This window comes from Synechococcus sp. R5-15 (genome assembly GCF_047462035.1).
Taxonomy (GTDB): Bacteria; Cyanobacteriota; Cyanobacteriia; order Thermostichales; family Thermostichaceae; genus Thermostichus.
Genome location: NZ_JANSIK010000097.1, coordinates 1 through 23413 on the forward strand (window position 1 = coordinate 1; position 23413 = coordinate 23413).

15 protein-coding genes and 1 pseudogene are annotated in these 23413 nt (G+C 59.0%); 6 read left to right on the forward strand and 10 right to left on the reverse strand.

The window, feature by feature from the left end; all coding sequences use genetic code 11:
- The first annotated feature begins 173 nt into the window (after positions 1–173).
- Both tnpA and NW839_RS08885 read left to right on the forward strand, forming a co-directional pair.
- Positions 174–614 (forward strand): IS200/IS605 family transposase, encoded by a 441-nt coding sequence (tnpA, locus tag NW839_RS08880; protein ID WP_414350393.1) that lies wholly within the window; start codon positions 174–176, stop codon positions 612–614.
- A gap of 147 nt (positions 615–761) precedes the next feature.
- Positions 762–1364 carry a glutathione S-transferase family protein gene (locus NW839_RS08885; RefSeq protein ID WP_414342730.1) on the forward strand — a complete coding sequence of 201 codons (603 nt, stop codon included), beginning with the start codon at positions 762–764 and terminating at the stop codon, positions 1362–1364.
- Positions 1365–1375: 11 nt separating this feature from the next.
- On the opposite strand, the gene NW839_RS08890 is transcribed toward NW839_RS08885, so the two are convergent.
- The 3 genes from NW839_RS08890 to der all read right to left on the reverse strand — a co-directional run bounded on the left by NW839_RS08890 (position 1376) and on the right by der (position 4588).
- Positions 1376–2629: a BMP family lipoprotein gene (locus tag NW839_RS08890; protein WP_414380581.1), complete on the reverse strand. Its 1254-nt coding sequence runs from the start codon at positions 2627–2629 to the stop codon at positions 1376–1378.
- Between the two features lie 91 nt (positions 2630–2720).
- Entirely contained in the window at positions 2721–3185 is a 465-nt protein-coding gene (gene smpB, locus NW839_RS08895; protein WP_011432891.1) for an SsrA-binding protein SmpB, read from the reverse strand.
- A 23-nt stretch (positions 3186–3208) separates the two neighbouring features.
- Positions 3209–4588, reverse strand: coding sequence for a ribosome biogenesis GTPase Der (gene der, locus NW839_RS08900; protein WP_011432890.1), 1380 nt, complete (start codon positions 4586–4588; stop codon positions 3209–3211).
- Between the two features lie 166 nt (positions 4589–4754).
- On the opposite strand from der, the gene NW839_RS08905 reads away from it, so the two are divergent.
- Entirely contained in the window at positions 4755–5951 is a 1197-nt protein-coding gene (locus tag NW839_RS08905; protein WP_414350355.1) for an aspartate aminotransferase, read from the forward strand.
- Positions 5952–6241: 290 nt separating this feature from the next.
- Here NW839_RS08905 and NW839_RS08910 read toward each other — a convergent pair whose 3' ends face one another.
- Positions 6242–7450, reverse strand: a complete 1209-nt coding sequence (locus NW839_RS08910) for a Coenzyme F420 hydrogenase/dehydrogenase, beta subunit C-terminal domain (RefSeq protein ID WP_414350356.1) — start codon at positions 7448–7450, stop codon at positions 6242–6244.
- 281 nt (positions 7451–7731) lie between these two features.
- Positions 7732–8013 (reverse strand): molybdopterin-dependent oxidoreductase, encoded by a 282-nt coding sequence (locus NW839_RS08915; protein ID WP_414380583.1) that lies wholly within the window; start codon positions 8011–8013, stop codon positions 7732–7734.
- 449 nt (positions 8014–8462) lie between these two features.
- On the opposite strand from NW839_RS08915, the gene lgt reads away from it, so the two are divergent.
- The gene (gene lgt, locus NW839_RS08920) at positions 8463–9602 is read left to right on the forward strand and encodes a prolipoprotein diacylglyceryl transferase (protein WP_414350359.1); all 1140 of its coding nucleotides are present in this window, start codon (positions 8463–8465) and stop codon (positions 9600–9602) included.
- Positions 9603–9676: 74 nt separating this feature from the next.
- On the opposite strand, the gene chrA is transcribed toward lgt, so the two are convergent.
- From chrA to NW839_RS08945, 5 genes are all read right to left on the reverse strand, one after another.
- On the reverse strand, positions 9677–10948 hold the full coding sequence (chrA, locus tag NW839_RS08925) for a chromate efflux transporter (protein ID WP_011432884.1): 1272 nt from the start codon (positions 10946–10948) through the stop codon (positions 9677–9679).
- A gap of 102 nt (positions 10949–11050) precedes the next feature.
- Positions 11051–13012 (reverse strand): tetratricopeptide repeat protein, encoded by a 1962-nt coding sequence (locus tag NW839_RS08930; protein WP_414350360.1) that lies wholly within the window; start codon positions 13010–13012, stop codon positions 11051–11053.
- 41 nt (positions 13013–13053) lie between these two features.
- Positions 13054–14529 carry a site-2 protease family protein gene (locus NW839_RS08935; protein WP_414350362.1) on the reverse strand — a complete coding sequence of 492 codons (1476 nt, stop codon included), beginning with the start codon at positions 14527–14529 and terminating at the stop codon, positions 13054–13056.
- Between the two features lie 47 nt (positions 14530–14576).
- Positions 14577–15668: a magnesium-protoporphyrin IX monomethyl ester (oxidative) cyclase gene (acsF, locus tag NW839_RS08940; RefSeq protein ID WP_414350364.1), complete on the reverse strand. Its 1092-nt coding sequence runs from the start codon at positions 15666–15668 to the stop codon at positions 14577–14579.
- Positions 15669–15772: 104 nt separating this feature from the next.
- Positions 15773–20380: a glutamate synthase-related protein gene (locus tag NW839_RS08945; RefSeq protein WP_414350365.1), complete on the reverse strand. Its 4608-nt coding sequence runs from the start codon at positions 20378–20380 to the stop codon at positions 15773–15775.
- A gap of 359 nt (positions 20381–20739) precedes the next feature.
- Between NW839_RS08945 and NW839_RS08950 the strand changes: the two are divergent.
- Both NW839_RS08950 and uvrC read left to right on the forward strand, forming a co-directional pair.
- Positions 20740–20889 (forward strand): annotated as a pseudogene (locus tag NW839_RS08950) (IS630 transposase-related protein); the annotation flags it as partial.
- Between the two features lie 614 nt (positions 20890–21503).
- Positions 21504–23375: an excinuclease ABC subunit UvrC gene (gene uvrC, locus NW839_RS08955; RefSeq protein WP_414350367.1), complete on the forward strand. Its 1872-nt coding sequence runs from the start codon at positions 21504–21506 to the stop codon at positions 23373–23375.
- Positions 23376–23413 lie beyond the last annotated feature (38 nt).

Consider the following 23413-nt stretch of genomic DNA (forward strand, 5'->3'; position numbering starts at 1 on the left):
TATTCTGTACTATAATCAACATGGTTGTACAAAACGGCGTTGCCGGAATCTGGTGCAACTACGCGGTGGGGCATCCCGTGTCTGCTCGCAGAGGGTTCTTGCAGTAGCTCCCCGATGAAGCGAGAAGCCCACGCTGTACCTATAGGGTCAGTGATGGGAGTATGTCACCAGCCATGAAGCATGATTTCGTTTCCAGCGGCAGAGCTGTATCTGATTTGAAGGCACATTTGGTCTTAACCACCAAGTACCGTCGCAAGGTATTTACCGGCGAAATGCTGCAGCGATTACATGGATTCATGTATGACCTCTGCCGAAAGTGGGGCTGTAAACTTATTGAGTTCAACGGCGAGGCAGACCATGTTCATCTGCTGTTCCAGTACTATCCGCAGATAGATCTGTCCAAATTGGTAAACAACATCAAATCCGTCTCTAGTCGCAGGATGAGAAGCGAGTTTGCGGACTACATCAGCAAGATATACCGAAAAAATGTGCCATGGAACGAGTCTTATTTCATCGCTTCATGCGGTGGGGTAACAGTCTCGGTATTGCGCCAGTACATTGAAAACCAAGGTACTCCCGCCTCTCATCCCGACCCAAGCGCTCCGCGCCGCTAGCGCGAACGTCCTGCGGACAGAGGGCGGGGCTTCTCGGCGGTTTAGCTAAAAAAGTGTTAGGGACAGAGGGTTTTTGTTGATTGGGTTGCCGTTGGCGTTGTTAGGACGAAGTTCTTTGTAAGGTGCTTTGGGCTGAGGTTAACCACAATGTTGCGACTGTACGGGATCCCAACCTCCGGAAATTGCTACAAAGTGGAATTGCTCCTCAAGCAATTGGGGATCCCCTATGAGACGGTTGAAGTCAACTCCAGGGCCGGAGAAAACCGCCGCCCCGAGTACCTGGCCAAGAACCCCCTGGGCCAGATCCCGGCTTTGGAACTGGAAGATGGAACGGTCTTGGCGGAGTCCGCCGCGATCTTGGTTTACCTGGCAGAAGACACCCCCCTCTACGGCCAAAACAAGTTGGAACGGGCTGAGATTTTGAAGTGGTTGCTTTTTGAACAAACCCGCATCGCCCGCTACATCGCCACCACTCGCTTCTGGGTGCGGGCCGGCCAAGCAGAGGCCCATGCTGACGTGATCGCCCAGAACTTGAAATCTGGAACAGAGGCCTTGGAGATCATGGAAGGCCACCTGCAGGGGAAAGCATTTTTTGTGGGCAACCGCTACACCATCGCCGATCTCGCCCTTTTCACATACACCCATGTGGCGGAGCAGGGTGGGTTTGACCTTAAGCCCTTTCCCCAGATCCGAGCCTGGTGTCAGCGGGTGAAAGAAACCGACCGGTTCTTCCCCCTACCCGGAGCATGAAACATTTTCTCCTAATTGCTGGCTCCCTCCATGCCCTGCAGCAACTGGCCCAGATACCAAATATCAACCTCGCTGGCCACTTCCCCCTCAGCCAAGAAGGGCGTGCCATCTTGGAAGTTGAGCGGCCCCTTGAAGAGCTGAATGCTGCCATTCCCCAAGCCGGCGATGAACTCCTCCAACTTAGCCCTATCTTCTGGCTCCAGGGCTTCTCCCATGATGAACCCTGCCGAAGACGTGTCCGGGTTGTTGATATCCGACCAGTCGATGGGCGGACGCAGGAATTGGCTCTCGAAGGTGCCCGCGCGAGCTGCCTCGATCAATTGCTTGTATCCTGGCCCCCAGTTGTAGTAGGAAACCCCCAGGCAAATTTCGGGCGCAAAGTTACAACCGCTGGCCAGGCCGTAGTGGGTGTAGCGCACTCGCTTTCCGGCCTCAGCAGCCCGCTTGCCTTGTACCGCCGCCTCCGGTGTATCCAACCCCGACATCACCACATCAAAGCCGCCGTTGTAAAAGTCATCGGCAACCTTGCTTGGATCCAAAGTAACCCCTGGAATGTTGAACCAGAAGCCAATCCAGGTCACCCGGAACTGCAACTCTTCAGGACGATCTCGGTAAGTTTCCCAGCAGTATTTGGCCCCCAAGTAAGCAGCAGCAGCGTAACGGCGGGTTTCATCGTTGATCAGAGGCCCCAACAGGCCAATTTTGCCGGTTTCGGAGCCCAGGGCTGCAGCACAGCCAGCCACCATGCGCATCGCTTCCATCTGGGGCATGATGTTGGCCAAGTTGGGCAGATCGATGTAATTTTTCCCTTCCTTCCAGGCCATGTCCCCAGAAGCATGGATAACTGCGATCTCAGGATGCTTGCGGGCCGTTTCAATCGCGTCGTCTTTGTGGTCATCGGAAGTAAAGATGATAACCTTCGCACCTCGGGCGATCATGTCATCCGCCACCTGGGAGGCGCGCACATTGGGCCGATCCGCCGGGTTCACCTTATCCAGGTAATCAAACTGGAGGCCGGGCAACTTGGCCTTGACGTATTCGCTGCCCTCCACATGGGCCTGGCTCCAGCCGCCATCCTGCATCGGCCCCACCAGCACCATGCCCACTTTGAAGGTCTCTTGCGCTGTTGTGGGGGTGGATCCCAGTAGAGCGGCGACTGCCAGGCCAATAGCCCAGCCTCTCGAGGGAGAAAAAGCGCGGGTAAGATTCCAGTTCACAGGCGGCTCCAACAGAACAGGGATCCAAAGCCGGAAGACTACATCCATCATCGGGATCCCGCTGCAGATCGCTGTATCTGAGAATACAAAAAGGCGCTTGGCAAACGACGTGGAAGCCAGCAGGGGCTCAGGGAGAAATTTATCGTTCCTTCAGTTCCCGCTGAATCTCCCGCTGGGTTTGCCGCTCTTTGATTGCCTGCCGCTTGTCGTGGAGCTTTTTGCCGCGGGCCACGCCCAGATGGGCTTTGATCCAGCCGCGGTTGAGCACCAGCTTGAGGGGAACCACGGTCAGGCCCTTTTGTTCCACCAAGCCCCGTAGGCGGTCGATCTCGCGGCGGTGCAGCAGCAACTTGCGGCGGCGGGTAGGGTCGTGGTTAAACACTTTGCTGGCGGTGTCATGGGGGGAGATGTGCAGATTGTGCAGCCATGCTTCCCCATCCCGAAAGAGGGCAAAAGCGTCTTGCAGGTTGGCTTTGCCCGCTCGTATCGATTTCACCTCTGTGCCGGTCAGTTGGATCCCGGCCTCATAGGTCTCCAAGATGTCGTACTCGAAGCGGGCGCGACGGTTGTCAACCAGGGTTTTGACGTTGGGATCCACAGCCATAGGCTTTCAGTAGACCAGAGGGCCTAACGAGAGGTCAGGGATCTCTCCAATTTTCGCACCGCCCGCCCAACCAAGCGCTCGGATTTGCCGCGCCAGAGAAAGCGAATGGGGGTACCGGTAAAGTCCAGGTTTTGCCGGAAGTGCTTTTCCAGGAAGCGGCGGTAGTTATCCTTAAACAAATCGGGATCGTTGACAAACAGAACAAAGGTGGGGGGCCGATCCGCCACCTGGGTGCCGTAGTAAATTCTGCCCTGCTTGCCCTGGCGGTTGGTGGGGGGCGATTGCCAGGCAAGAGCATCCTGGAGCACTTCGTTGACCACAGCGGTGGGAACCCGTTTGCGGTGGGCGGCCACCACGGTATTCACCTGCTCAAAGATTTTGTGGGTGCGTTGCCCGGTGAGGGCGCTGACAAACAGGAGCGGCGCCCATTCAATAAAGTAAAGCCTGTCGCGAATCTCGCGGGTGAACTCGTTGATGGTGTGGGTATCTTTGTTTTCTACTGCATCCCACTTGTTGACGACGACAACGCAGGCGCGGCCCTCTTCTTCGATGCGCCCGGCCAGCCTCTGATCCTGTTCGGTAACCCCCTCCAAAGCATCGATCACCAGCAGCACTGCATCCGAGCGCTGGATGGCCTTGAAGGCCCGGTTGATGCTGAAGAACTCAATGCCGTACTGCACGCGGTTTTTTTTGCGGATGCCGGCGGTATCGATGAGGCGATAGGGCTGCCCTTCCCAGGTGACCACGGTGTCGATGGCATCGCGGGTGGTGCCGGAAATGGGGCTGACGATGGCCCGCTCGGATCCTACCAGGCGGTTGAGCAGGCTGGATTTGCCGACGTTGGGCCGTCCCACAATCGAGACGGCGATGGGATCTGGCTCGCCTGCGGCTTCTGCGGTCACTTCGGGCAAGTGAGCCAGCACCGCCTCCAACAGCTCGGCTACCCCATTGCCATGGATGCCGGAACAGGGGATCGGATCCCCCAGCCCCAGCTCCCAAAAGGCTGCTGCCTGAGCCAGGCCCATCTGCCCCGACTCGCACTTGTTTACGGCCACCACCACCGGCAGGGGTTGTTTGCGCAGCCAATCGGCCACTTCTACATCGGCGGGTGTCAGTCCCTCTCGGCCATCCACCACGAAGATCACGGCCTGCGCCTCGGCCATGGCTGCCATCGCTTGCTGGCGAATGTGGGGCAGAAATTCGCTGTCGTCGCCAAAAACCAGGCCGCCGGTGTCCACCACCCGCAAGCGGCGCCCGTTCCATTCCACCTCCTGGTACAGGCGATCCCGGGTCACGCCGGGCTCATCGTGCACAATGGCCGAACGCACCCCCGCCATGCGGTTGACGAGGGTAGATTTGCCCACGTTGGGGCGACCCACAATGGCCACAAGTGGTAGGGGCACTGTTCGGCTCGTCGATAACTTGAGATGGGATATCTATCCTAGCCGTTCCGGATCCCGGATGCCCAAAGCCGCCAATCTCGATCATTGCTTTGGATGCAGGTCTGGCGGTAAGTTAGGTACCTATCCTCCCATCAGGCACCGGCTGTGCCCCTTCCCCATTCTTGCCATGAACCGCGCTCTCGTTCCCGCCCAGCGGCTGAACAAGCTGCCCGCCTATGTCTTCGCCCGCTTGGATGAGCTGAAGGCCCGCGCCCGCCAGCAGGGGTTGGATTTGATCGATCTGGGCATGGGCAACCCCGATGGCCCCACCCCACAGCCGGTGGTGGAGGCGGCGCAGGCGGCCATTGCGGATCCCGCCCACCACGGCTACCCGCCCTTTGAGGGCACGGCCAGCTTCCGCCAGGCGATCACGGATTGGTACTGGCGCCGCTACGGGGTGGAGCTGGATCCCAATGGAGAGGCGCTGCCTTTGCTGGGATCCAAAGAGGGGCTGACCCACCTGGCTCTGGCCTATGTGGATCCCGGAGATCTGGTGTTGGTGCCCAGCCCTGCCTATCCAGCCCATTTTCGCGGCCCCATGATTGCCGGCGGGCAGATCTACCCGATGATGCTGCGCCCGCAGAAGGGGTGGTTGATCGATCTGCAAGAAATACCGCCGGAAGTGGCCCAGCAAGCGCGGGTGCTCTACTTTAACTACCCCAACAACCCGACGGCGGCAGTTGCGCCCCGCTCTTTTTTTGAGGAGGTGGTGGAGTTTGCCCGCCGCTACGATCTCATCCTGGTGCACGACCTATGCTATGCCGAGCTGGCTTTTGACGGCTACCGGCCCACCAGCCTGCTGCAGATCCCAGGCGCCAAGGACTTGGCAGTGGAGTTCCACACCCTCTCCAAAACCTACAACATGGCCGGCTGGCGGGTGGGATTTGTGGTGGGCAATCGCCAGATCATCCAGAGCTTGCGCACCCTGAAAACCAATCTCGACTACGGCATTTTTGCCGCCATCCAAAAGGCCGCCGAAACTGCCCTGCGCCTGCCGGATAGCTACCTGGAGCAGGTACAAGAGCGCTACCGCCGCCGGCGCGACTATCTGATCGGCCGCCTAGCGGAGTTGGGCTGGCGGATCGAGCCGCCACTGGCGACGATGTATCTCTGGATCCCTACCCCCCGCGCTGCCGACGGCACCCCTGAGGGATCGACGGAGTTTGCCCTGCGGGTGCTGGAATCTACAGGCGTGGTCGTAACCCCCGGCAGCGCTTTTGGAGAGGGAGGAGAGGGCTACGTGCGGATTAGCCTAATTGCCGATTGCGAGCGCATAGGTCAGGCTATCGATCGCTGGGCGGAAGCTGGGATCCGCTACTGCTGAGCCATAGGATGGCCATAGGATGAAGGAGCCGCGAGGATCCCTTCTGGCAAGGATCTGAAGGATTTAGATCAATAGCCATTCTCGATCCTCCATCACCCCCGGCCTCTCTCCCAGGGGGAGCTAGGGATCAACGCGACAAACCCTTTGATTGGCTACTTGAAGTGACCGCATATGGTCGTTTCAGGTTAGGGTGAGACGCCTGCGCCACTGAGAAAAGCCCTATAGACCCGTTCCTTCAAAGTTTTAGGGTGGTTGCAGTGTCCTGGCTTGAATCGAAATGACCGTAATTCTCAGTCCTTGGGAAGTTGATACTGCTCCACGATGCGCCGGGCGAAGGGGGGCACGTGCTGCTCTAGCTTGTGCGGATAGTGGCGGCGCACGTAGAGGTAGTTGCGGGTGAAGTGGGAATCGATGGAGAAGCGGGCATATTCCAAACCGCGTGGCCCAAACCGCTCGATCACCGCCCCCATGATCTGGGCCAACCACATCGGTAGGGTCAGGGCTTGGTCGTAGGCAGGGATCCCCTGCTGCACTGCCGCCCTCCGGGATCCCTGCGAGATCACCGGTTGGGTTTCCAGCTCCTCCCAGACTAAGTCCAACAGCTCTTGCCCCCGCTGATTGCGCACCAGCAGCCACTGCCAGCCCAAGGGGGATCCCATGTAGCCCACCACCAGATCTGCCAGAGCATTCACATAGTCAAAACAACTGAGGCAGGAGGGGGCAAACACGTCCTTGAGTTCTTTGGTCTTGAGGCCGAAGAAGGGCACCTTTTCCACCGAGCCATCTTCGTGTTTGAAGTGGATGTGGAAGTCTTGCATAAACTCGTAGTGCACCACCGTCTGTGGGGAGCGGCTGGTGGTTTCTAGAAACTTTTGCAGCCCGGCACGGCTGACATTGTCCACACAGGGCGTGCCCAACACGTACAGCTTCTCCAGGCCCAGTTTTTTTTCCACCGCCCGCAAAGCCTGAATTTGGCAGCCCACCCCGATCACCAATAGGCGCTTGAGGCCGCTTTGCTCCACCTGCTCCAACACAGACAAGTTGGGAGAAAGAGTTGGCTTGTTAACTCGCGCCGCCCAGACCGCTTCGGGGGTACGGGCCAGGATGGGCCGTGGCTGAAAGCGATCCCGCTCATCCGCCTGCACGCACACCACCCCTTCCACCAAGCCAGTGGTGAGGGCCTTCATGCCAATGCTGCTGACAATGCCCGTCCACTGGGCCCCCGGGATCGGATCCCGCTTGCGGGCTGTGTACATCGCCTCGTAGACACCGAAGTAATCGGTATCAGTGACGGCAAGGGATCCTGAGCGCAGCGATTCCCGGGATCGCCCGTGGGTCTGTTCTTCCAACTGGGTCAGTTGCTGGTCCAAGAAGGCACAGGCTTCTTTGACGTGGGCCACGTAGCGGGTATCGCAGAGGCCGCACTGGCTGCACAGCTCTTTGGCCGGATAGCGGCCGGAACGGATGGGCCGGGCTGGACGCGGTGAACGGGATCCCATGATTTCTAGTGTTTGCGTAAGCGGAATGGAGTCCAATGGATCTTTTGAGCTTTGCTATTTAAGCTTTCTTTGAGATCTAAAGACACAAGCACCTCAGGCGTTCGCAGCAACGGCAACCAAGGTGCTCTCTTCAGTTTGCGGCCAAAACGGCAGATAGCGGCAAAGAACTTCGAGGGATCGCTGCTAAAGGAGCGCAAAATCTCAGAGCCTCTATAGATTGCTGTAGCGTTCTTCCGCCCAGGGTTCACCGCCCATGTAGTAGCCGTTGCTCCCCCAAAAGCTCAGTTGATCTCAGGGGGGAAACTCCAGGTATATGGGTGAGGGATCAAAGTGCGCACCGGCCCTACCGGGAGCGGTTGTCCTTCCAGGGTATGAACCAGGTAGTTTTCGGGGCGGGTGAACTCCTCCAGAGTCAGGTTGGTGGTGTAGCCGCCATAACAGTGTTGCATCACCGCCTTGGCCTCAGGAGCAATGGATACCAACTGCAACCCATCCGGGATCCACACCCCTGTCCGGTTGACATCCTCCATCTCCTTTCGGTACAACGCAAAGACTGGAGACACGGCACAGCTTGCCCACTGCTGTCGCCCCCATCCAGCCCCACCACTTGGCCGGTGTACTCCGTCATCGAAGGCTTGGTACTGCGCTGGAGTGGCCTTGAGGAGTTTGGCATCTCCGACCAGCGTGGGTGTATCTTATCGCAGGTCTAACAGGTCGCAGGTCTAACAGGGCAAAAGCCGTCCTGGAAGGGCGGGGCTTTGGACCTAGCTTTTTGGTAAAGGTATGGGCTCTAGGGTGGAATCTTGTCCGTGACGGGCCTGTACGGGAACGAGGACTGGCGCTGCTTCAGGATCGGGGAGAATGGATCCCTGTTGGAGCCTGTGAATGGCTGCCGGGGATAGGGGAGAAGAGCCCGGAAGGAACTCCGTCCCGCTAACCCAAGCGGGTGAGGTTGATAAGGCCGACTGGTGGAACTGAGTTGAGCAATTTTGGGGTGCAGAGCGTGTTGTCGATGAACCTATGGAGTGCAGGGCTGTTGGGCCTTACCTTCAGCTCACCTGGAGAATTTGTCTTCCGCTTTCCCCCCGGCACCCCGCTGGTGGGAGGGCTGGGCCTACGCTGGTATGGCCTATTGATGGCAGTGGCCGTGTTGGTCGGCTTGATCTTGACCAAAGCGTTGGCAGAATCTCGTCATCTAGAGAAAGAGCCTGGCAAAGCCAGTGAACGAGTGGAGCTACTGGCCCTGTGGTTGGTAATATCTGGGTTTCTGGGCGCCCGCCTCTACTACGTCCTCACCCACTGGTCAGAGTTCCAAGACAACCCCCTCTCGGCCTTTGCCATTTGGCAGGGGGGTCTCATCATCCACGGTGGGGTGTTGGCCGGCGCGCTTGCCCTTTACCTCTATTGCCGCACCACCGGGATCAACGGCTGGAAGTACGCCGATGTGCTCACGCCGGGGTTGATTTTGGGCCAAGCCATCGGGCGCTGGGGCAACTTTTTCAACTCTGAGGCCTACGGTGCCCCTATTCCTCCCGACAGCCCTTGGCCGCTGCGGGTGTACATTCCTCCCCAAGCCCGCGAGCCGGAATACAGCCAATTTGAGTTTTTTCACCCCATCTTTTTTTACGAAAGCGTCCTCAACCTGCTTCTATTTGCCCTCTTGATGGGAATGTTCTGGCGCTTTCCCAAACTCAAAGATGGCACTTGGGTTTGGACCTATGTTGTCGGCTATAGCCTGATCCGCATCCCCTACGAAATCTTGCGCGTGTCGGCGGTGGCCTATCTGCCGGGAACTTCCATCAAAGCCGCCTATGTAGCCAGTGGCTTGGGCTTGGTGATCGGGATCGGCATGTTGATCTACATGTACCGGCTGCGCTTCGACCCCGATTTGGAACAACTGGCAGCGTGGTTATCGGAGCAAGCGGGATTAGCGCCAGAAGCAGCCCAAAACCTTCTGGAACGGGCTTGGGCTATTCAACAGAGACATCGCCGCGCCGACCTGTTGGATCGTGTCACCCTCGCCATGCCCCACTTTCCCGGCACCCTTGCCCCTCACCTGTCTCTTGGCCAACGGGAGCTGCTCATGCGGCAACTGTTTTGTCGCCTGGAAGGCAGGGATCCCTCTGAGGAAGGGCTGGCCCAAGCCAGTTAGTGCCGTGGCCATCAGGCTGAATCAGGGTCATTCCCTCACCCCCAAGGAGAAAGCAGGGCCAGGGAGCAAAACCTTTAGGCCAGCAGACCTCGGGCCAGCAAACCCGCCCCCCCTCCCATCAACACCAACAGCCAAGTGGGCTGGCGAAAGCGCATCAAGGCAATGAAGGCCGCTACCCCGATCCCCAAAGCCACCAGCGAAGCGGGAGTTGTTTGTTGTAGCAGCGCATTTTGGGCCAAGGGCACTGTAGCCGCAGCAACAGCCCCCAGGGCCGTTGGGGTAATTGCCTGCAGGGATCCCTTCACCCAAGCATTGTGCCGTATGCGCAACAGAACCGGAGCTGCCAGCAGAATAAAGGCAAAAGAAGGGGCAAAGATGGCCACTGTTGCCGTCAGGGCCCCCAGCACCCCTGCCACCTTGTAGCCGATAAAGGCTGCCGTCAGCACCACCGGGCCAGGAGTAAATTGCCCAATGGCCACCCCATCCAAGAACTCTGTCGGCGTCAACCAGCCCAACTGATCCACCACCTCGTCGGCGATGAAGGGGATGATCACCAGCCCTCCCCCGAAGATGGTGCCGCCTACTTTCAGGAAAAACAAGGTCAAAGGCCAGAAATAGGCACCAATCCGCTCCAGACCCCAAAAGCTGCTCAGGATAAGGGTTTCCGGTGGAACCGTGGCCACTACCGTCTGGGCCAACGTCAATACTGGCCAAGGGAGTAAAATCGGGATCCCCGATAGTGGGCCTTTTTTGGGCCCATACAGCAGCAGCCCCACCAGAGCCGCCAGCCCGAACAGCAACAGGATATTCACCCCCCCAATCAGCAGCAGGGCAAAGGCCGCCACCGCGATCAGCCCCCGGCTCCAATCCTTCACAGCTTTACGGCCCAGTTTCCAGCAAAAGGCCAGGATAATGGCGATCACCACCGGGGCCACCCCAAAAAACATCCCCTCTAGCTGCGGCACCCCCTGAAAGCGAAAGTAAAGCCAAGAAAAAATCACCTCGATCACAAAAGCAGGGGCAATGAAGCAAATCCCCGCCAGCACCGCCCCCAACCAGCCTGCCCGCACATAGCCGACATAGATCCCCATCTGGGTAGAAGCTGGCCCTGGCAACATTTCACATAGGCCCACCCCTTCGGTAAATTGTTCCTGGCTCATCCAGCCCCGCCGGATCACCGCCTCATCGTGTTGCATGGCGATGTGGGCTTGGGGGCCGCCGAAACCCAGGGATCCCAGCCGCAGGAATACCACGGCAATCTCTTTCAGGCGCGTTGAAAGGGAGGGCAAGTTGTCGGGGGCGTTTTCCGGCCTGGGGAACTGACCGGGAGCAGACTCAGAAGACATGGGCAAAGCCCGGCAAGACAACCCCGCCTATCCTGCCATCTGTCCGGGATCCCTTCAAGAGGACAACACTCGCCCGTTTATCCTTTCACCCAAACTGCCCCCTCAGGTCTTCAGGCTTCGCAACCACTTTTCCAGAGCGCGGATCGGCGCGGGATCCCGGTAGACGCGATCTTGACGTGCTTTCACCTGCTGGCCCATTTGCTCTCGCCACTCTGGATCCAAGCCCAACTGACTGGCAATCTGGACGTATTCATCGAGGGTGTGGGCGATGGTATCCAGGATCCCCATCTGCTGCAGGATGGCGTAGGTGTGGCGGCCCCGCAGCAGGGATCCGGGCAAGGTGACGATGGGCAGGCCGTGGGGCAGGGCTTCCAGGGTGGTGTTGCCCCCTGACCAGCCGAGGCTATCCAGGTAAATATCCCCCAGGGCGTTGTAGGCGGCATATTCTGCAGGCGAGAGTTCCGGTAGGAGCACCACATACTCTTCGGCAGCTAGGTCATAGGCCTGAAAGGCTCGTCGCAGCCGCTGCCAAAAGCGCTCGCGGATCCCTTGGGAGAGGCGGCCCCGCAAAAATAGAAATTGACACTTCCCCACTTCCCGGGCGATGCGGGGGAACACCTCGTCGTACTGAGGTAAGTACTTGAATAGGGATTGGGCGCAGAGGTAAAGCACCCTGTCGGGATCCACCCCCCAAGCTTGCCAGTCCACAGGGGCGGGGTCAACTTCTAGGGGAATATAGTAGGTGCCGATGCCAGGCAGGGGCAGGAGCTGCTCGGTGTAATGGCCGGCCCCGTCCGGCGGCTCCATCAGCTCGCTGCTGAGGAAAACGTCTATTGTCGGCAGGCCAGAAGTTTGCGGGTGGCCCCAGGCCATCGCCTGTACCGGCGCCAAGCGGAGGGCGGCCAGTTGGGCACAGACCGGGTCAATGCCCACTTCCGGGTAGAGGAGCACATCCAGCTGTGCCTCTCGAATAGCCGCTTGCCATTCTTCTATGCTGCGGGATCCGGCCACAAAGTGCTCAAAACGAGGGGGCAGGGAGCACGTGACCTCATCTTGGATGACCGAGGTGTGGAAGCCGTAGAGGGCCACTTGAGCACGATCCAGGGCTTCTACCCAGCCGCGAGTCAGGATCTTCCAAACGGAGTGATCCCGAAACAGGCCGGAGACAATGCCCACCCGCACTCGGCCAGGATGTCGCTGCCAGAGGACGGAGGGCTGGGGATAGCGGGCCGCCATCACGTCCCTCACCAAGGATCCGTAGAGCTGCTGCAGGTCGCGGTCGTTCTGGCCTTGGTAGGGCAAAAAGAAGGGTTGGACGGAGCCGATCCCGGCAGCTGCTCGCTCCAGGGTTTCGGGATCCCGCGGCAGGTGTTCCCAGCGGCCCTTCACCTGTTGTAGGGCTTGGCGGTAGCGCTCCCGAGCCACGGAAACTTGGTCTGCCGAGGCGTACAGCAAGGGCAACTGGCTAACACACCAGCCCAGGGCCGCGGCCAAGTCGGCGGGATCCGCTTGCCAGAGTTGGTAGAACAGCTCCGCCGCTTCCTCCTCCCGGCCACAATCCCGCAGCAGGATGGCCAGGGTGTAGGCGGCATCGGCAAAGTCCGGCTGCAGCTCCAGGGCCTGTCCCAAGGGGACAAGGGCCGCCTCCAAATCCCCCTGCTGCCGCAGCACCAGCCCCAGCTGGTACAAAACTTCCGCGTCCGGCCCCCCCTGCTCTAGGGCCAGTTGCAGGTGAGTTTTCGCCTCCGCCAGCTGCCCCGCCTGCTTGAGAACAATTCCCAAATTAAAGTGGGCGTCGGGAAACCAGGGCTGGTGGGCAAGGGCCTGCCGGATCAGGGCAATCGCGTCGTCCAGGGATCCCTGTTGCTGCCGACAGACCCCCAAGAGGTGCAGTGCCTCGGGGTGGGTGGGCTGGGCTTGCAGCACCTGCTGGTAAAGTGAGACAGCCTGTGGCCATTGCCCTGCCTGGTGATGGCGAACGGCTTGGGCCAACAGACGCTGCAGGTGCTCTCCTCTGTCCTTTCCAGCTCTGCCTAGGCCAAAGCCTTTCCCCGGTCCAGACACAGTGAGCTCCTCTCGCCGGCGGATCCTGGGCCTCTACCCCATCAGCCGTTGGGGAAATTGAGAAAGCCCGCCAAGGCCGGAGCAATCGGCAACAGGGTCATGACCATCAAAAAGAGGGCCAGCAATGCCAAAGCATCCCGCTGACCGTCGGTTTCAGTAATCTCATCCTGCGGTGGACGCTCTGGCTCGCGGGCGATGAACAGGATCAGCAGCGCCCAGTAGAGGGCCAAGACGTTGCTGATGGCCGCCACCGCCAAGGCAATCAGGGTGATGAAGGTGGCGCGGGCCGCCGTCTTCCGCCCGTACACCGCCTGCACAATGCGACCCCCGTCCAGCTGCCCTGCCGGCAGCAGGCTCAAGGCGGTGATTGCCAGGCCAATCCAGCCCACGGCAACAAAAGGATGAATGGGAACCAGCTCCGCCTGCAACTGGGATCCCAGCACCAGCCGCGCTAGGGTGCCTACCAGGATGGAGCTGCGGAAGATCTCCGTGGGCACATACAGACCCTCGGAGCCGGAGAGCTTCAGGCCAGCCAAGAGCACCAGCAGCGACAGGATCCCGCTCGCTGCCGGGCCGGCAAAGGCAATGTCGAAGAGGGCCTTGCGGCTGGGCACCGGCGATTGGATGCGGTTTAGGGATCCCAGCGTGCCGATCCCCAAGCTGGGGATAACAAAAGCAGGGCTGAGGCGCACGCCGTACTTGCCCGCCATCCAGCGGTGTCCGGTCTCATGCACCAGCAAGATGGCGAAGATCCCGGCCGCCACCGGCAGGGCTTCCACCCAGCGCCCTGGCGCATCCAACAGCCGGAAGCCCAAGAGATTGGCCCCCACCTCCAACGTGGCGACGAAGCTGAAGACCAGCAACGCCCCCGCCAGGATCTGCGCCCCCACGGAAGCGCGGTAATTGACGATGGGATCCGGCAAGACCACCACCGCCGGCTTTTCCGCCGGATCCTCCACCAAAAAGAGCTGGTAGCGACTGCCCACCTGCTCTTTGAGCTTCTCCACCAGCAGGGGTACCACCACCTCCGCCTCCTGGCGCAGGTTGCCCTTAAAAATCGCCCCTTCCCCATAGGGGACGGTCTCGGTGACGAAAAAGGTATCGAGGCCGAAAATAGACTGAATGGCCTGCAGATCCTCAGCCGAGATCCGCTGCAGAACCGCAGACGCTTCCAAAGGCGCCTCCCCTGCCGAAGGGGCTTCCCCCTGCTCTTCCAGACGAGCCAACTGCTCGCGACGGGCCTGCAGCTCCTGCTGGGCCAACTGGCGGGTCTTGCGCCCCACAGCAATGTAAAGCCCTGTAAAGACCAACAGCAACACCAGGAAGCCTGCAAAATTGAGGTAGATCCCCAGCAGCAGCAGCCCCAGGAAAACCACCCACGGCAACAGGAGCAGGGATCCCTGTAACCACACCCAAACGGCTAAGGATCCCCGCCGACGGGCTCTCCAGAAGCCCCAACCCAAAAAGGCCAGCGTTCCCAGCAAAAAGAGCGGCGTAATCTCAGCGGCAATGTTCATGGCTGACCTATGAGGCTGTACGGGTACCAAGCTGAGGGCAAGACGGCTCAAGCAGAAACAGCCGTTCCTTCAAAACGGGGCTCCGGCTGCTCCCACAGGTAGAAGCCAGCTTTCCGAGGTTTCAGGAGGAACAGCCGCAAAAACTGATAGAAGTTATCCAAGTAGAGGGGCAGCTTGCGCAAACCCTTGAAGGGGCCGGATCCCCGGGCAATCTCCCTCAGCTTAGCGTTGTTGGCCACGCACTTTTGCAGCCGCCGCACAAACTCAGGGTTTTCCACATCCAACACCACCGGGAACACCTTGGCCGCCTCGCGGTTGGTCTTGTAGATTACCTCCATGTCATAAGTATGGGGATCCAGCCCGATGAGGCGGTAGAAATCCGGGCGCTCTCCCACATCGTTGAGGTACATAGTGGCGAACACCGACAGCAAGAAGAAACGGCACCACAGCTTGGCCACCCATCCCTTGAGCAGCCGCGGCTGGCTTAGGAGCATGAGCGCAAAGAAATCGCCGTGGCGGTTCTCGTCCTGGCACCAGTTCTTGAAGAAGTTGAAGATGGGGTAGATGCGGTCTTCGGGATGGGCCTCCAGGTGGCGGTAGATGAGGATGTAGCGCCAGTAGCCAATCTTCTCCGAGAGATAGGTGGCATAGAAGATGAAACGCGGCGCGAAATAGGTGTAAGACTTGTGCTTAGTGAGAAAGCTCAGGTCGAAGGCCATGTTGAAGTCGCCCATAGCCCGGTTCAGAAAGCCGGCATGGCGGGCCTCATCGCGGCTCATCAGGGCAAAGCACTCGGCCAAAACGGGGTTGGTCTCTTTTAGCTTGCGCGACAGCTCCTTGTAGAGGAGAAAACCGGAGAACTCGGCTGTACAGGAGCGCTCCAAGAACTCCACAAACAACCGGCGCGCCTGCGGATCCAGGCGGCTTTCCCAGTCTTGGTTGAACTCCTCACCCCGGACGAAGTGATGGCGGTTGTAGTCGGCGCGAAACTCCTGCAGGATGGCCCGGAAATCGGCCTCTCGATCCCCTAAGCCCATTTTGCCGATGGCCTCGAAATCGGTGGTGTAGAAGCGCGGCGTCAGGATGGTCTCGGTGGGCACTCGCGCTTGAGTTTGAGCAGCTTGCAAACTGGGACTCATAGTGATTTAAAGCGGATGAAAAGGCCAGGTATACTCTCGCAGTTTACCAGCCTCTCTGGCCGTCGTGGGGATAAGAAGTGTTACCGGCAGGCTCTGAGAGATCCTTAAGACTCCACTGCCAGCGGCTGGGATCGCAAGGGATCCGTCAGCTCGCTGCCCTCCTCCGAAGGCGGGATCACCTGCCAAAACAGAGGCAAATAGGATTCCCAATTTTGCAGAATGCGCTCCGCTTTGGGGGAATGGGTGCGGCGATAGTGCTCTTGGATCAGGCTCTTCAGTTGTGCCTCTGCTGCTGCTGTCTGCACCCGCTGAATGCGCACGATCTCCCCGTTGACCTTGGCGGGGAAGTTGCCCTCCTCATCCAGCACATAGGCCAGGCCGCCGGTCATCCCCGCTCCCAGGTTGCGGCCCACCCGCCCCAGCACCACCACCACCCCACCGGTCATGTACTCGCAGCAGTGGTCGCCGGATCCCTCGATCACCGCCTGCGCTCCCGAGTTGCGCACCGCAAAGCGTTCCCCCGCCTGGCCGTTGGCAAACAGGGATCCGCCCGTGGCCCCGTACAAACAGGTGTTGCCCAGGATTACATTTTCCGCCGGATCGCGGGGCGCCTCAGGGGGAGCCAGGATGACGATCTCGCCGCCACACATGCTCTTGCCCACGTAGTCATTCGCTTCTCCTGTCAGGGTCAGGCGCATCCCCGCCAGTGTAAAAGCGCCAAAGCTCTGGCCGGCGCTGCCGACAAAGCGCAGATCCAACTGCCCCCCCTGTTGGGCAAAGCCGGTATCTCCGTACAAGCGGGCCAAGGTTCCGGCAATGCGCCCGCCTACGCAGCGGTCGGTGTTGGCGATAGGGATCTCCACCGTGGCTGTGCCGCAGGTCTCCACCGCCTTCTGCACCTCCGGCTGAGCCAGGATCTGCTCATCCAGCACCGGGCCGTTGGCGTGAACCGGCTCATGCTCCAACCAGTCGGGCAGGGTGTTGGGATCAAAACCGGGGGGAGTTCGCAGCAGACACTCCAAGTTCAAGGATGGGGTTTTCTGCAGAACGGCATCGGCCCGCGGACAGAGCAGATCCACCCGTCCAATCACCTCCTTCAGAGAGCGGTAGCCCAGTTGCGCTAAGACTTGGCGCACCTCCTCCGCCACAAAGGTGAAGAAGGTCACCACGTGATCTGGCGTGCCGGGGAAGCGCTTGCGCAACTCCTCCTTCTGGCTGGTCACTCCCACAGGGCAGTTGTTGGTGTGGCACACCCGCGCCATGATGCACCCCTCCGCAATCATGGCCACCGTGCCAAAGCCAAACTCTTCTGCCCCCAGCATGGCCGCCATCACCACTTCCCAACCCGTGCGAATGCCGCCATCCACCCGCAGGATGGAGCGCTGCCGTAGGCCGTTTTCCAGCAGGGTATGATGCACCTCCACCAGGCCCAACTCCCAAGGTGCCCCGGCATGTTTGATGGAGCTCAAGGGGGAAGCCCCTGTGCCCCCTTCATGGCCGGAGATTTGGATGATGTCGGCGTTGGCCTTGGCTACTCCTGCCGCCACCGTGCCGATGCCCACCTCCGCCACCAGCTTCACCGACACCTGTGCCTGGGGGTTCACCTGGTGCAAGTCGAAGATCAACTGCGCCAGATCCTCGATGGAGTAGATGTCGTGGTGGGGCGGCGGCGAGATCAAGGTCACCCCCGGCTTGGAGCGGCGCAGCTTGGCGATGTAGGGGCTGACCTTTTTGCCCGGCAGTTGCCCGCCCTCGCCCGGCTTGGCCCCCTGGGCAATTTTGATCTCAATTTGCCGCGCGTTGAGCAAATACTCCGGTGTCACGCCAAAACGTCCCGAGGCCACCTGTTTGACGGCTGAGCTGGCGTTGTCCCCCATGCGCAGCCCCTTCAGGTGGGGAAAGCGGGCCGAGGTGCCATCTGGGCCTACATCGGTGATGGGGAGGTATCGTTCCGGATCTTCCCCGCCTTCACCGGAGTTGGACTTGCCGCCGATGCGGTTCATGGCAATGGCCAGGGTCTCGTGGGCCTCGCGGCTGAGGGCCCCCAAGGACATCCCACCTGTGGCAAAACGTTTGAAAATCTCCGACACCGGTTCCACTTCCTCCAAGGGAATGGGATCCCGGTCGCTGCGGAAATCCAGCAGGTCTCGCAACGCGGTGGGGGTGCGGCTGCGCAGGTGCGCCCTGTAGATCTCATAGTGGGCAGGCTGACCCGATTCGATGGCCTTGTGCAGCAGTTTGGCCATTTCTGGACTGTTGATGTGGTATTCGCCTTTGGGCCGCGCCTGGATAAAGCCAAAGTTCTCCAGCTTTTTCGAGGTGAGTTCGGGAAAGGCCCGCTGGTGATTCACCATGCCCTCGCGGGCCAGATCCGCCAGCGTCATGCCTCCCACCCGCGACACCGTGCCGCGGAAGGCCAGATCGATCACCTCTTGGCTCAGGCCAATGGCCTCGAAAATCTGCGCTCCGTGGTAGCTGGAGAGCAGAGAAATGCCCATTTTGGAAAGAATCTTGAGCAGCCCTGCCTCAATGGCGGCGCGGTACTTCAGTTGCACCTCGGCCAGGGAAAGCTGGGGCAACTTGCCGGCAGCCATCTGGGTTTGCGTCTTGGGCTTGTGCCACCACTGCCGCACAGCTTCATAGGCCAGATAAGGACAAACGGCGCTGGCCCCGTAGCCGATCAAGCAGGCAAAGTGGTGGGTGCTCCAGCATTGGGCAGTCTCCACCACCAGGGAAGCGCGTAGGCGCAGCCCCTCCTGGATGAGGTGATGGTGGATGGCGCCCACCGCCAACAGAGGTGGGATCAGAGCCTGCTCGGCATCAAGGCCGCGATCCGAGAGGATTAAAATCTCAGCTCCCCCCCGCACTGCCTGAGCCGCCTGCTGGCAGAGGGCCCGTACCTGGACCTCCAGTCCTTCTGGGCCGGCAGCCACCGGGTAGAGAATCGGGAGCGTGTGGCAGGGAAAAGGGGTATGCTGCAGAGCGGCCAGCTCCGCTTCGTTGAGCACCGGGCTGCGCAACTGCAACAGGCGGGCATGCTCAGGGCGGATCTCCAGCAGGTTGCCCTTGGATCCCAGATACACATCCAAAGACATCACCAGGCTCTCCCGCAGGGGATCGATGGCAGGGTTGGTGACCTGGGCAAAGCGCTGCTTGAAATAGTCGTAGAGGGGATGAGGCTGGGTGGACAGCACAGCCAGCGGCGCATCGTCCCCCATGCTGAAGGTGGGCTCCTTGCCCGTAGCCGCCATCTCCTCGATGATCATCTCCACATCTTCTGAGGAGTACCCGAAGGCGGTTTGGGCTTGTAACAGTTGTTCTTCCGAGAGGTGAGGGGTATTTTCAAAGCCTTGGGTGCTGAGCTGAACGCGATGGGCTTTGAGCCATTCGCCGTAGGGGTGCTGGGCTGCCACCTGGGTTTTGATCTCCCAGTTTTTGCAGATTTGCCCGCTCTGCAGATCCACCGTCAGCATCTGCCCTGGGCCTAGCCGCCCTTTTTCCAAAATGTCGGTCTCCGGCAGAGGAACCACGCCAGCTTCCGAGGCCACCACCAGCAGACCATCGCGGCTGCGAGCGTAGCGGGCTGGGCGCAGGCCATTGCGATCCAACGTGGCCCCGATGGTTTTGCCGTCGCAGAAAACCACCATCGCCGGGCCATCCCAAGGCTCCTGCAGGCCGCCGAAGAACTCGTAGAAATCCACCACTTCCGGGCGATTCTGCAGTTCTGGCTGGTTGCGATAGGCTTCCGGGATCAGCACCATCATCGCCTGCTGAGTGGAGTAGCCCGACTGAATCAACAGCTCAAACACAGCGTCCAGACCTGCTGAGTCGCTGGTGCCCGGGTCAATAATCGGCTTCAGATCCTCGACCGCTGTACCCCAGCGGGGATGGGAAAGGGTTTGTTCGCGGGCGGCCATCCAGTTGACATTGCCCAGGTAGGTGTTGATCTCGCCGTTGTGGCAGAGGTAGCGGAAAGGCTGAGCCAGCGACCAACGCGGCAGGGTATTGGTGCTGAAGCGGCGGTGGTAGGTGGCGTAGGTGGTGGTGTAGAGGGGGTTTTGCAGATCTCGATAAAACTGGCCCAGAACCGCCGATTGCACCATGCCTTTGTAAACGACAACCCGGCAGGACAAAGAGGCAAAATACAGAGCATAAAAGCCAAACCGAGCCTCTACCCGCCGCCGAATGCGCCGCCGCAACAGATAGAGCTGCTGCTCTAGCTCGTCTCCTTCCAGCGTGGGATGGGTGAGGAGCATCTGCCAAATGGAGGGCATGGTCTGCCGCGCCATCGGCCCCAGGCAATTGGGATTGACCGGTACCTGCCGCCAAACCACCCGCTGCCAGTCGGTGGTGGTCAAGTACTCATCGATCACCTGCTGCACCGCCTGACACTCAGCAGGATCCTGAGGCAAAAAGACCATCCCCACCGCGCTGTGAGTGGGATCCCAAGCTCGAATTTCTTCCCTCTCTGCCTGCAACAGCGACCAGGGGATTGCCGTTGCAATGCCCGCCCCATCACCGCTCTGGCCGTCGCCGCCACAGCCACCCCGATGTTCCATACAGGTGAGGGCCTGAAGGGTTTTCTGCAAGAGGTCGTGGCTGGCTCTCCCCTGCTGATTCACCAAAAAGCCGACCCCGCAAGCATCCCGCTCTTGAAAGTGCCAGTTTTCCTGCAGGATAGGGGCCGAGACCTGAGAGGGATGGGGATTCATAGGAGTAAAAACAGTTTGGAATAAATCACGCTTTCAGAGGTGGAAAACCAGCATATCGCACTCCAATCCGACAGGAAAAGGGGGGCAGTCTCAAGTCACGGCTGGCTCTTGCCAACAGGGCAACCGTTGGGGCAATCGGATCAGCGAAGTAAAGACAAAAAAGCTCGCCATGAACAGATTTTTCGAGTTTCTTCTGCAGCTTTCCCCGACGGACTGCGGACGATCTGAGAAAGCTAGGGCGAATGCGCCAGCTCACACCGGCTCCGCTCGCTGGCAACTGGCCCTGTGGAGAACTGCGGTAGGGAGACAGCCGTAGGGTATGTCCAGGAAGAGGGCAACCCCACAGATGTACAACAGATGTACAAATGTACAAAGTCAGGCGTGCAACGGTCTATCGCTGGCTGAACCTAGAAGACCTCAGGCCGACAAAAGTCAAGACCCAGAAGCCAAAGATAGACTTGGCCGCCCTGCAGCAAGACATAGGCCAGGATCCAGGAGCTCAATTGTAAGGATAGAGCTCAGAGATTCGGGTCGCGCCAGCGGGACGGAGCCCTTGCCCTATTGACTATACTGGTGGTGCTCTGGGAGCAATGATACTATTACCCTAGATTTTTCGTGTTTCTGAGTAAGCTCATGCTGACTTGCCCAAGCCGTCATTCTTTTAACTTAGATACGACAAGATCCATAATGGAAAGCAGCATTATCGATGCCAGGATTGTCACAGGCAATTTATACCTGAATCTACTCAAAAGATTGTCTCAGAAGTCAATATATCCCTAGTTAATAAACTTAAGCGACTTTCCATTGCTGCTATATCTTATGTAAATGAACTACCAGAACTCTGGACAAAATTATGTTAATCACAAATCAACTTATCCTTCCCAAATCATGGAGGTCTACCCGTCAAAAGAGGTACTTTGATCCTGCGATGCGACGAGCTATTGCCATTTGTGCTAGCAGGTTGGAGCTTGAAAGCAGGACGAGCTTCCCAAACTTGTTCAGAATGATTGTTCAGAATGACCGTGTCTCCACATGGGTTGGAGTCAGTGTTGCCGAGAAAAGCCATATCCTTGCTAGATTGAAGTCATGGGATCCCTGACTCTACCCGGTAGAACTGAACTTTATGACCGTCCCTCTGATTCACAGCCGTGACGTTCTAGAGAGCCGTCTCAAGGAGATTCCTGCTGAACCCGGCGTATATTTAATGCGAGATGCCACGGATCAGATCCTCTATGTGGGCAAGTCCAAGAAATTGCGCTCTCGAGTGCGATCTTATTTCCGCTTCACCGGCGACCTGTCCCCTCGCATTCAGCGCATGGTAGCTCAGGTTTGCGAGATCGAGTTTATCGTAACCGACAATGAAAGTGAAGCCCTAGCCCTAGAAGACAATCTGATTAAGACCCATCAGCCCCCTTATAATGTTCTCCTTAAGGACGATAAAAAGTATCCCTATTTGTGCATTACCTGGTCGGAGCCTTATCCCCAGCTTTACATCACCCGCCATCGTCGCCTTGATCGGAATCAAGACAAATACTATGGCCCCTACACCGATGTTGGCCTGTTGCGCCATACCCTTGGGTTGGTCAAACGAATTTTTCCCTTGCGCCAACGGCCCAAACCTCTGTACAAAGATCGCACCTGTTTGAACTACGACATTGGGCGCTGCCCCGGGGTATGCCAAGGCTTGATCAGCCCAGAAGAGTATCGCAAAACGCTGACTCAAGTGGCCATGATCTTCCAAGGCCAGACAGATGAGCTGATCCGAGAGCTGCAGGAGAAGATGATCCAGGCCGCCGAACAGGAAAATTACGAGGCAGCCGCACGATATCGGGATCAAATTCGCGGTTTGGAACAATTGGGAGAATCCCAGAAGGTCTCTTTGCCTAACTCTACCGTCAGCCGTGATGCTCTGGCCTTGGCCATGAATGATTCACGAGCCTGCATTCAATTGTTTCAGGTGCGGGCAGGCAAGTTGGTGGGGCGGCTGGGGTTTGTGGCCGAAAACCGCGGTGACGACCCAGGCCTTATCTTGCAGCGGGCTTTACAAGAGCATTATCAATACTGCGATCCGGTGGAAATTCCCTCTGAGATTTTGACCCAGTATGAATTGCCCGATCACGATTTTCTGGAGTCTTGGCTGAGTCAGAAAAAAGGCCGCAAGGTCAGCCTTGTTGCCCCCCAACGGCAGAGCAAAGCCGAGCTGATCGAGTTGGTTGAGCGGAATGCCCAACTGGAGCTAACCCGCACTCAGCGCTTGGCGGATCGGGATGCCGCGGCCTTGGAGCGCTTGGCAGAAGTCTTGGATTTGCCGGACGTGCCCCGCCGTCTAGAAGCCTACGATATTTCCCACATCCAGGGATCCGATGCTGTGGCCAGTCAGGTGGTGTTTATCGATGGCCTGCCTGCCAAACAGCACTACCGCCGCTACAAGATTCGCAACCCTGAGGTGCGCCCCGGTCGTTCTGATGATTTTGCCAGCCATGCGGAAGTGGCCCGGCGTCGCTTCAGCAAAATGACCCCTGAGGATCAGCCGGATTTGGTGCTCATCGACGGGGGCAAGGGGCAGTTGTCGGCAGTCATGGCCGTCTTGGCAGATTTAGGGCTGGATCACCTGCCGGTGATTGCCTTGGCCAAACGAGAAGAAGAGATCTTTCTGCCGGGGGATCCCGTGCCCTTGCGGTTGCCGGCCCAAGATCCGGCTCGCTTGTTGTTGCAACGCCTGCGAGATGAAGCCCACCGATTTGCTCTCGCCTTTCATCGCCAGCAACGGAAAGCGCGTCAACATGCCTCTACGCTGGACGAGATCCCCGGCTTGGGCAAGTATCGGCAAAAGCTGCTGATGGAAGAATTTCGGTCGATTGCCCGCATTCAGGTGGCCTCAGAAGACCAGTTGGCTCAAGTGCCCGGCATTGGCCCGAAGATTGCCCGGCAGATTTACCGCTACTTTCACCCGGAAACTCAGGCGGAATCCCCGGAGACAGCGCAGGTGGAGTAGTTGAGAATCCGCGCAGGGATCCCTGCCCTACCGGCAGC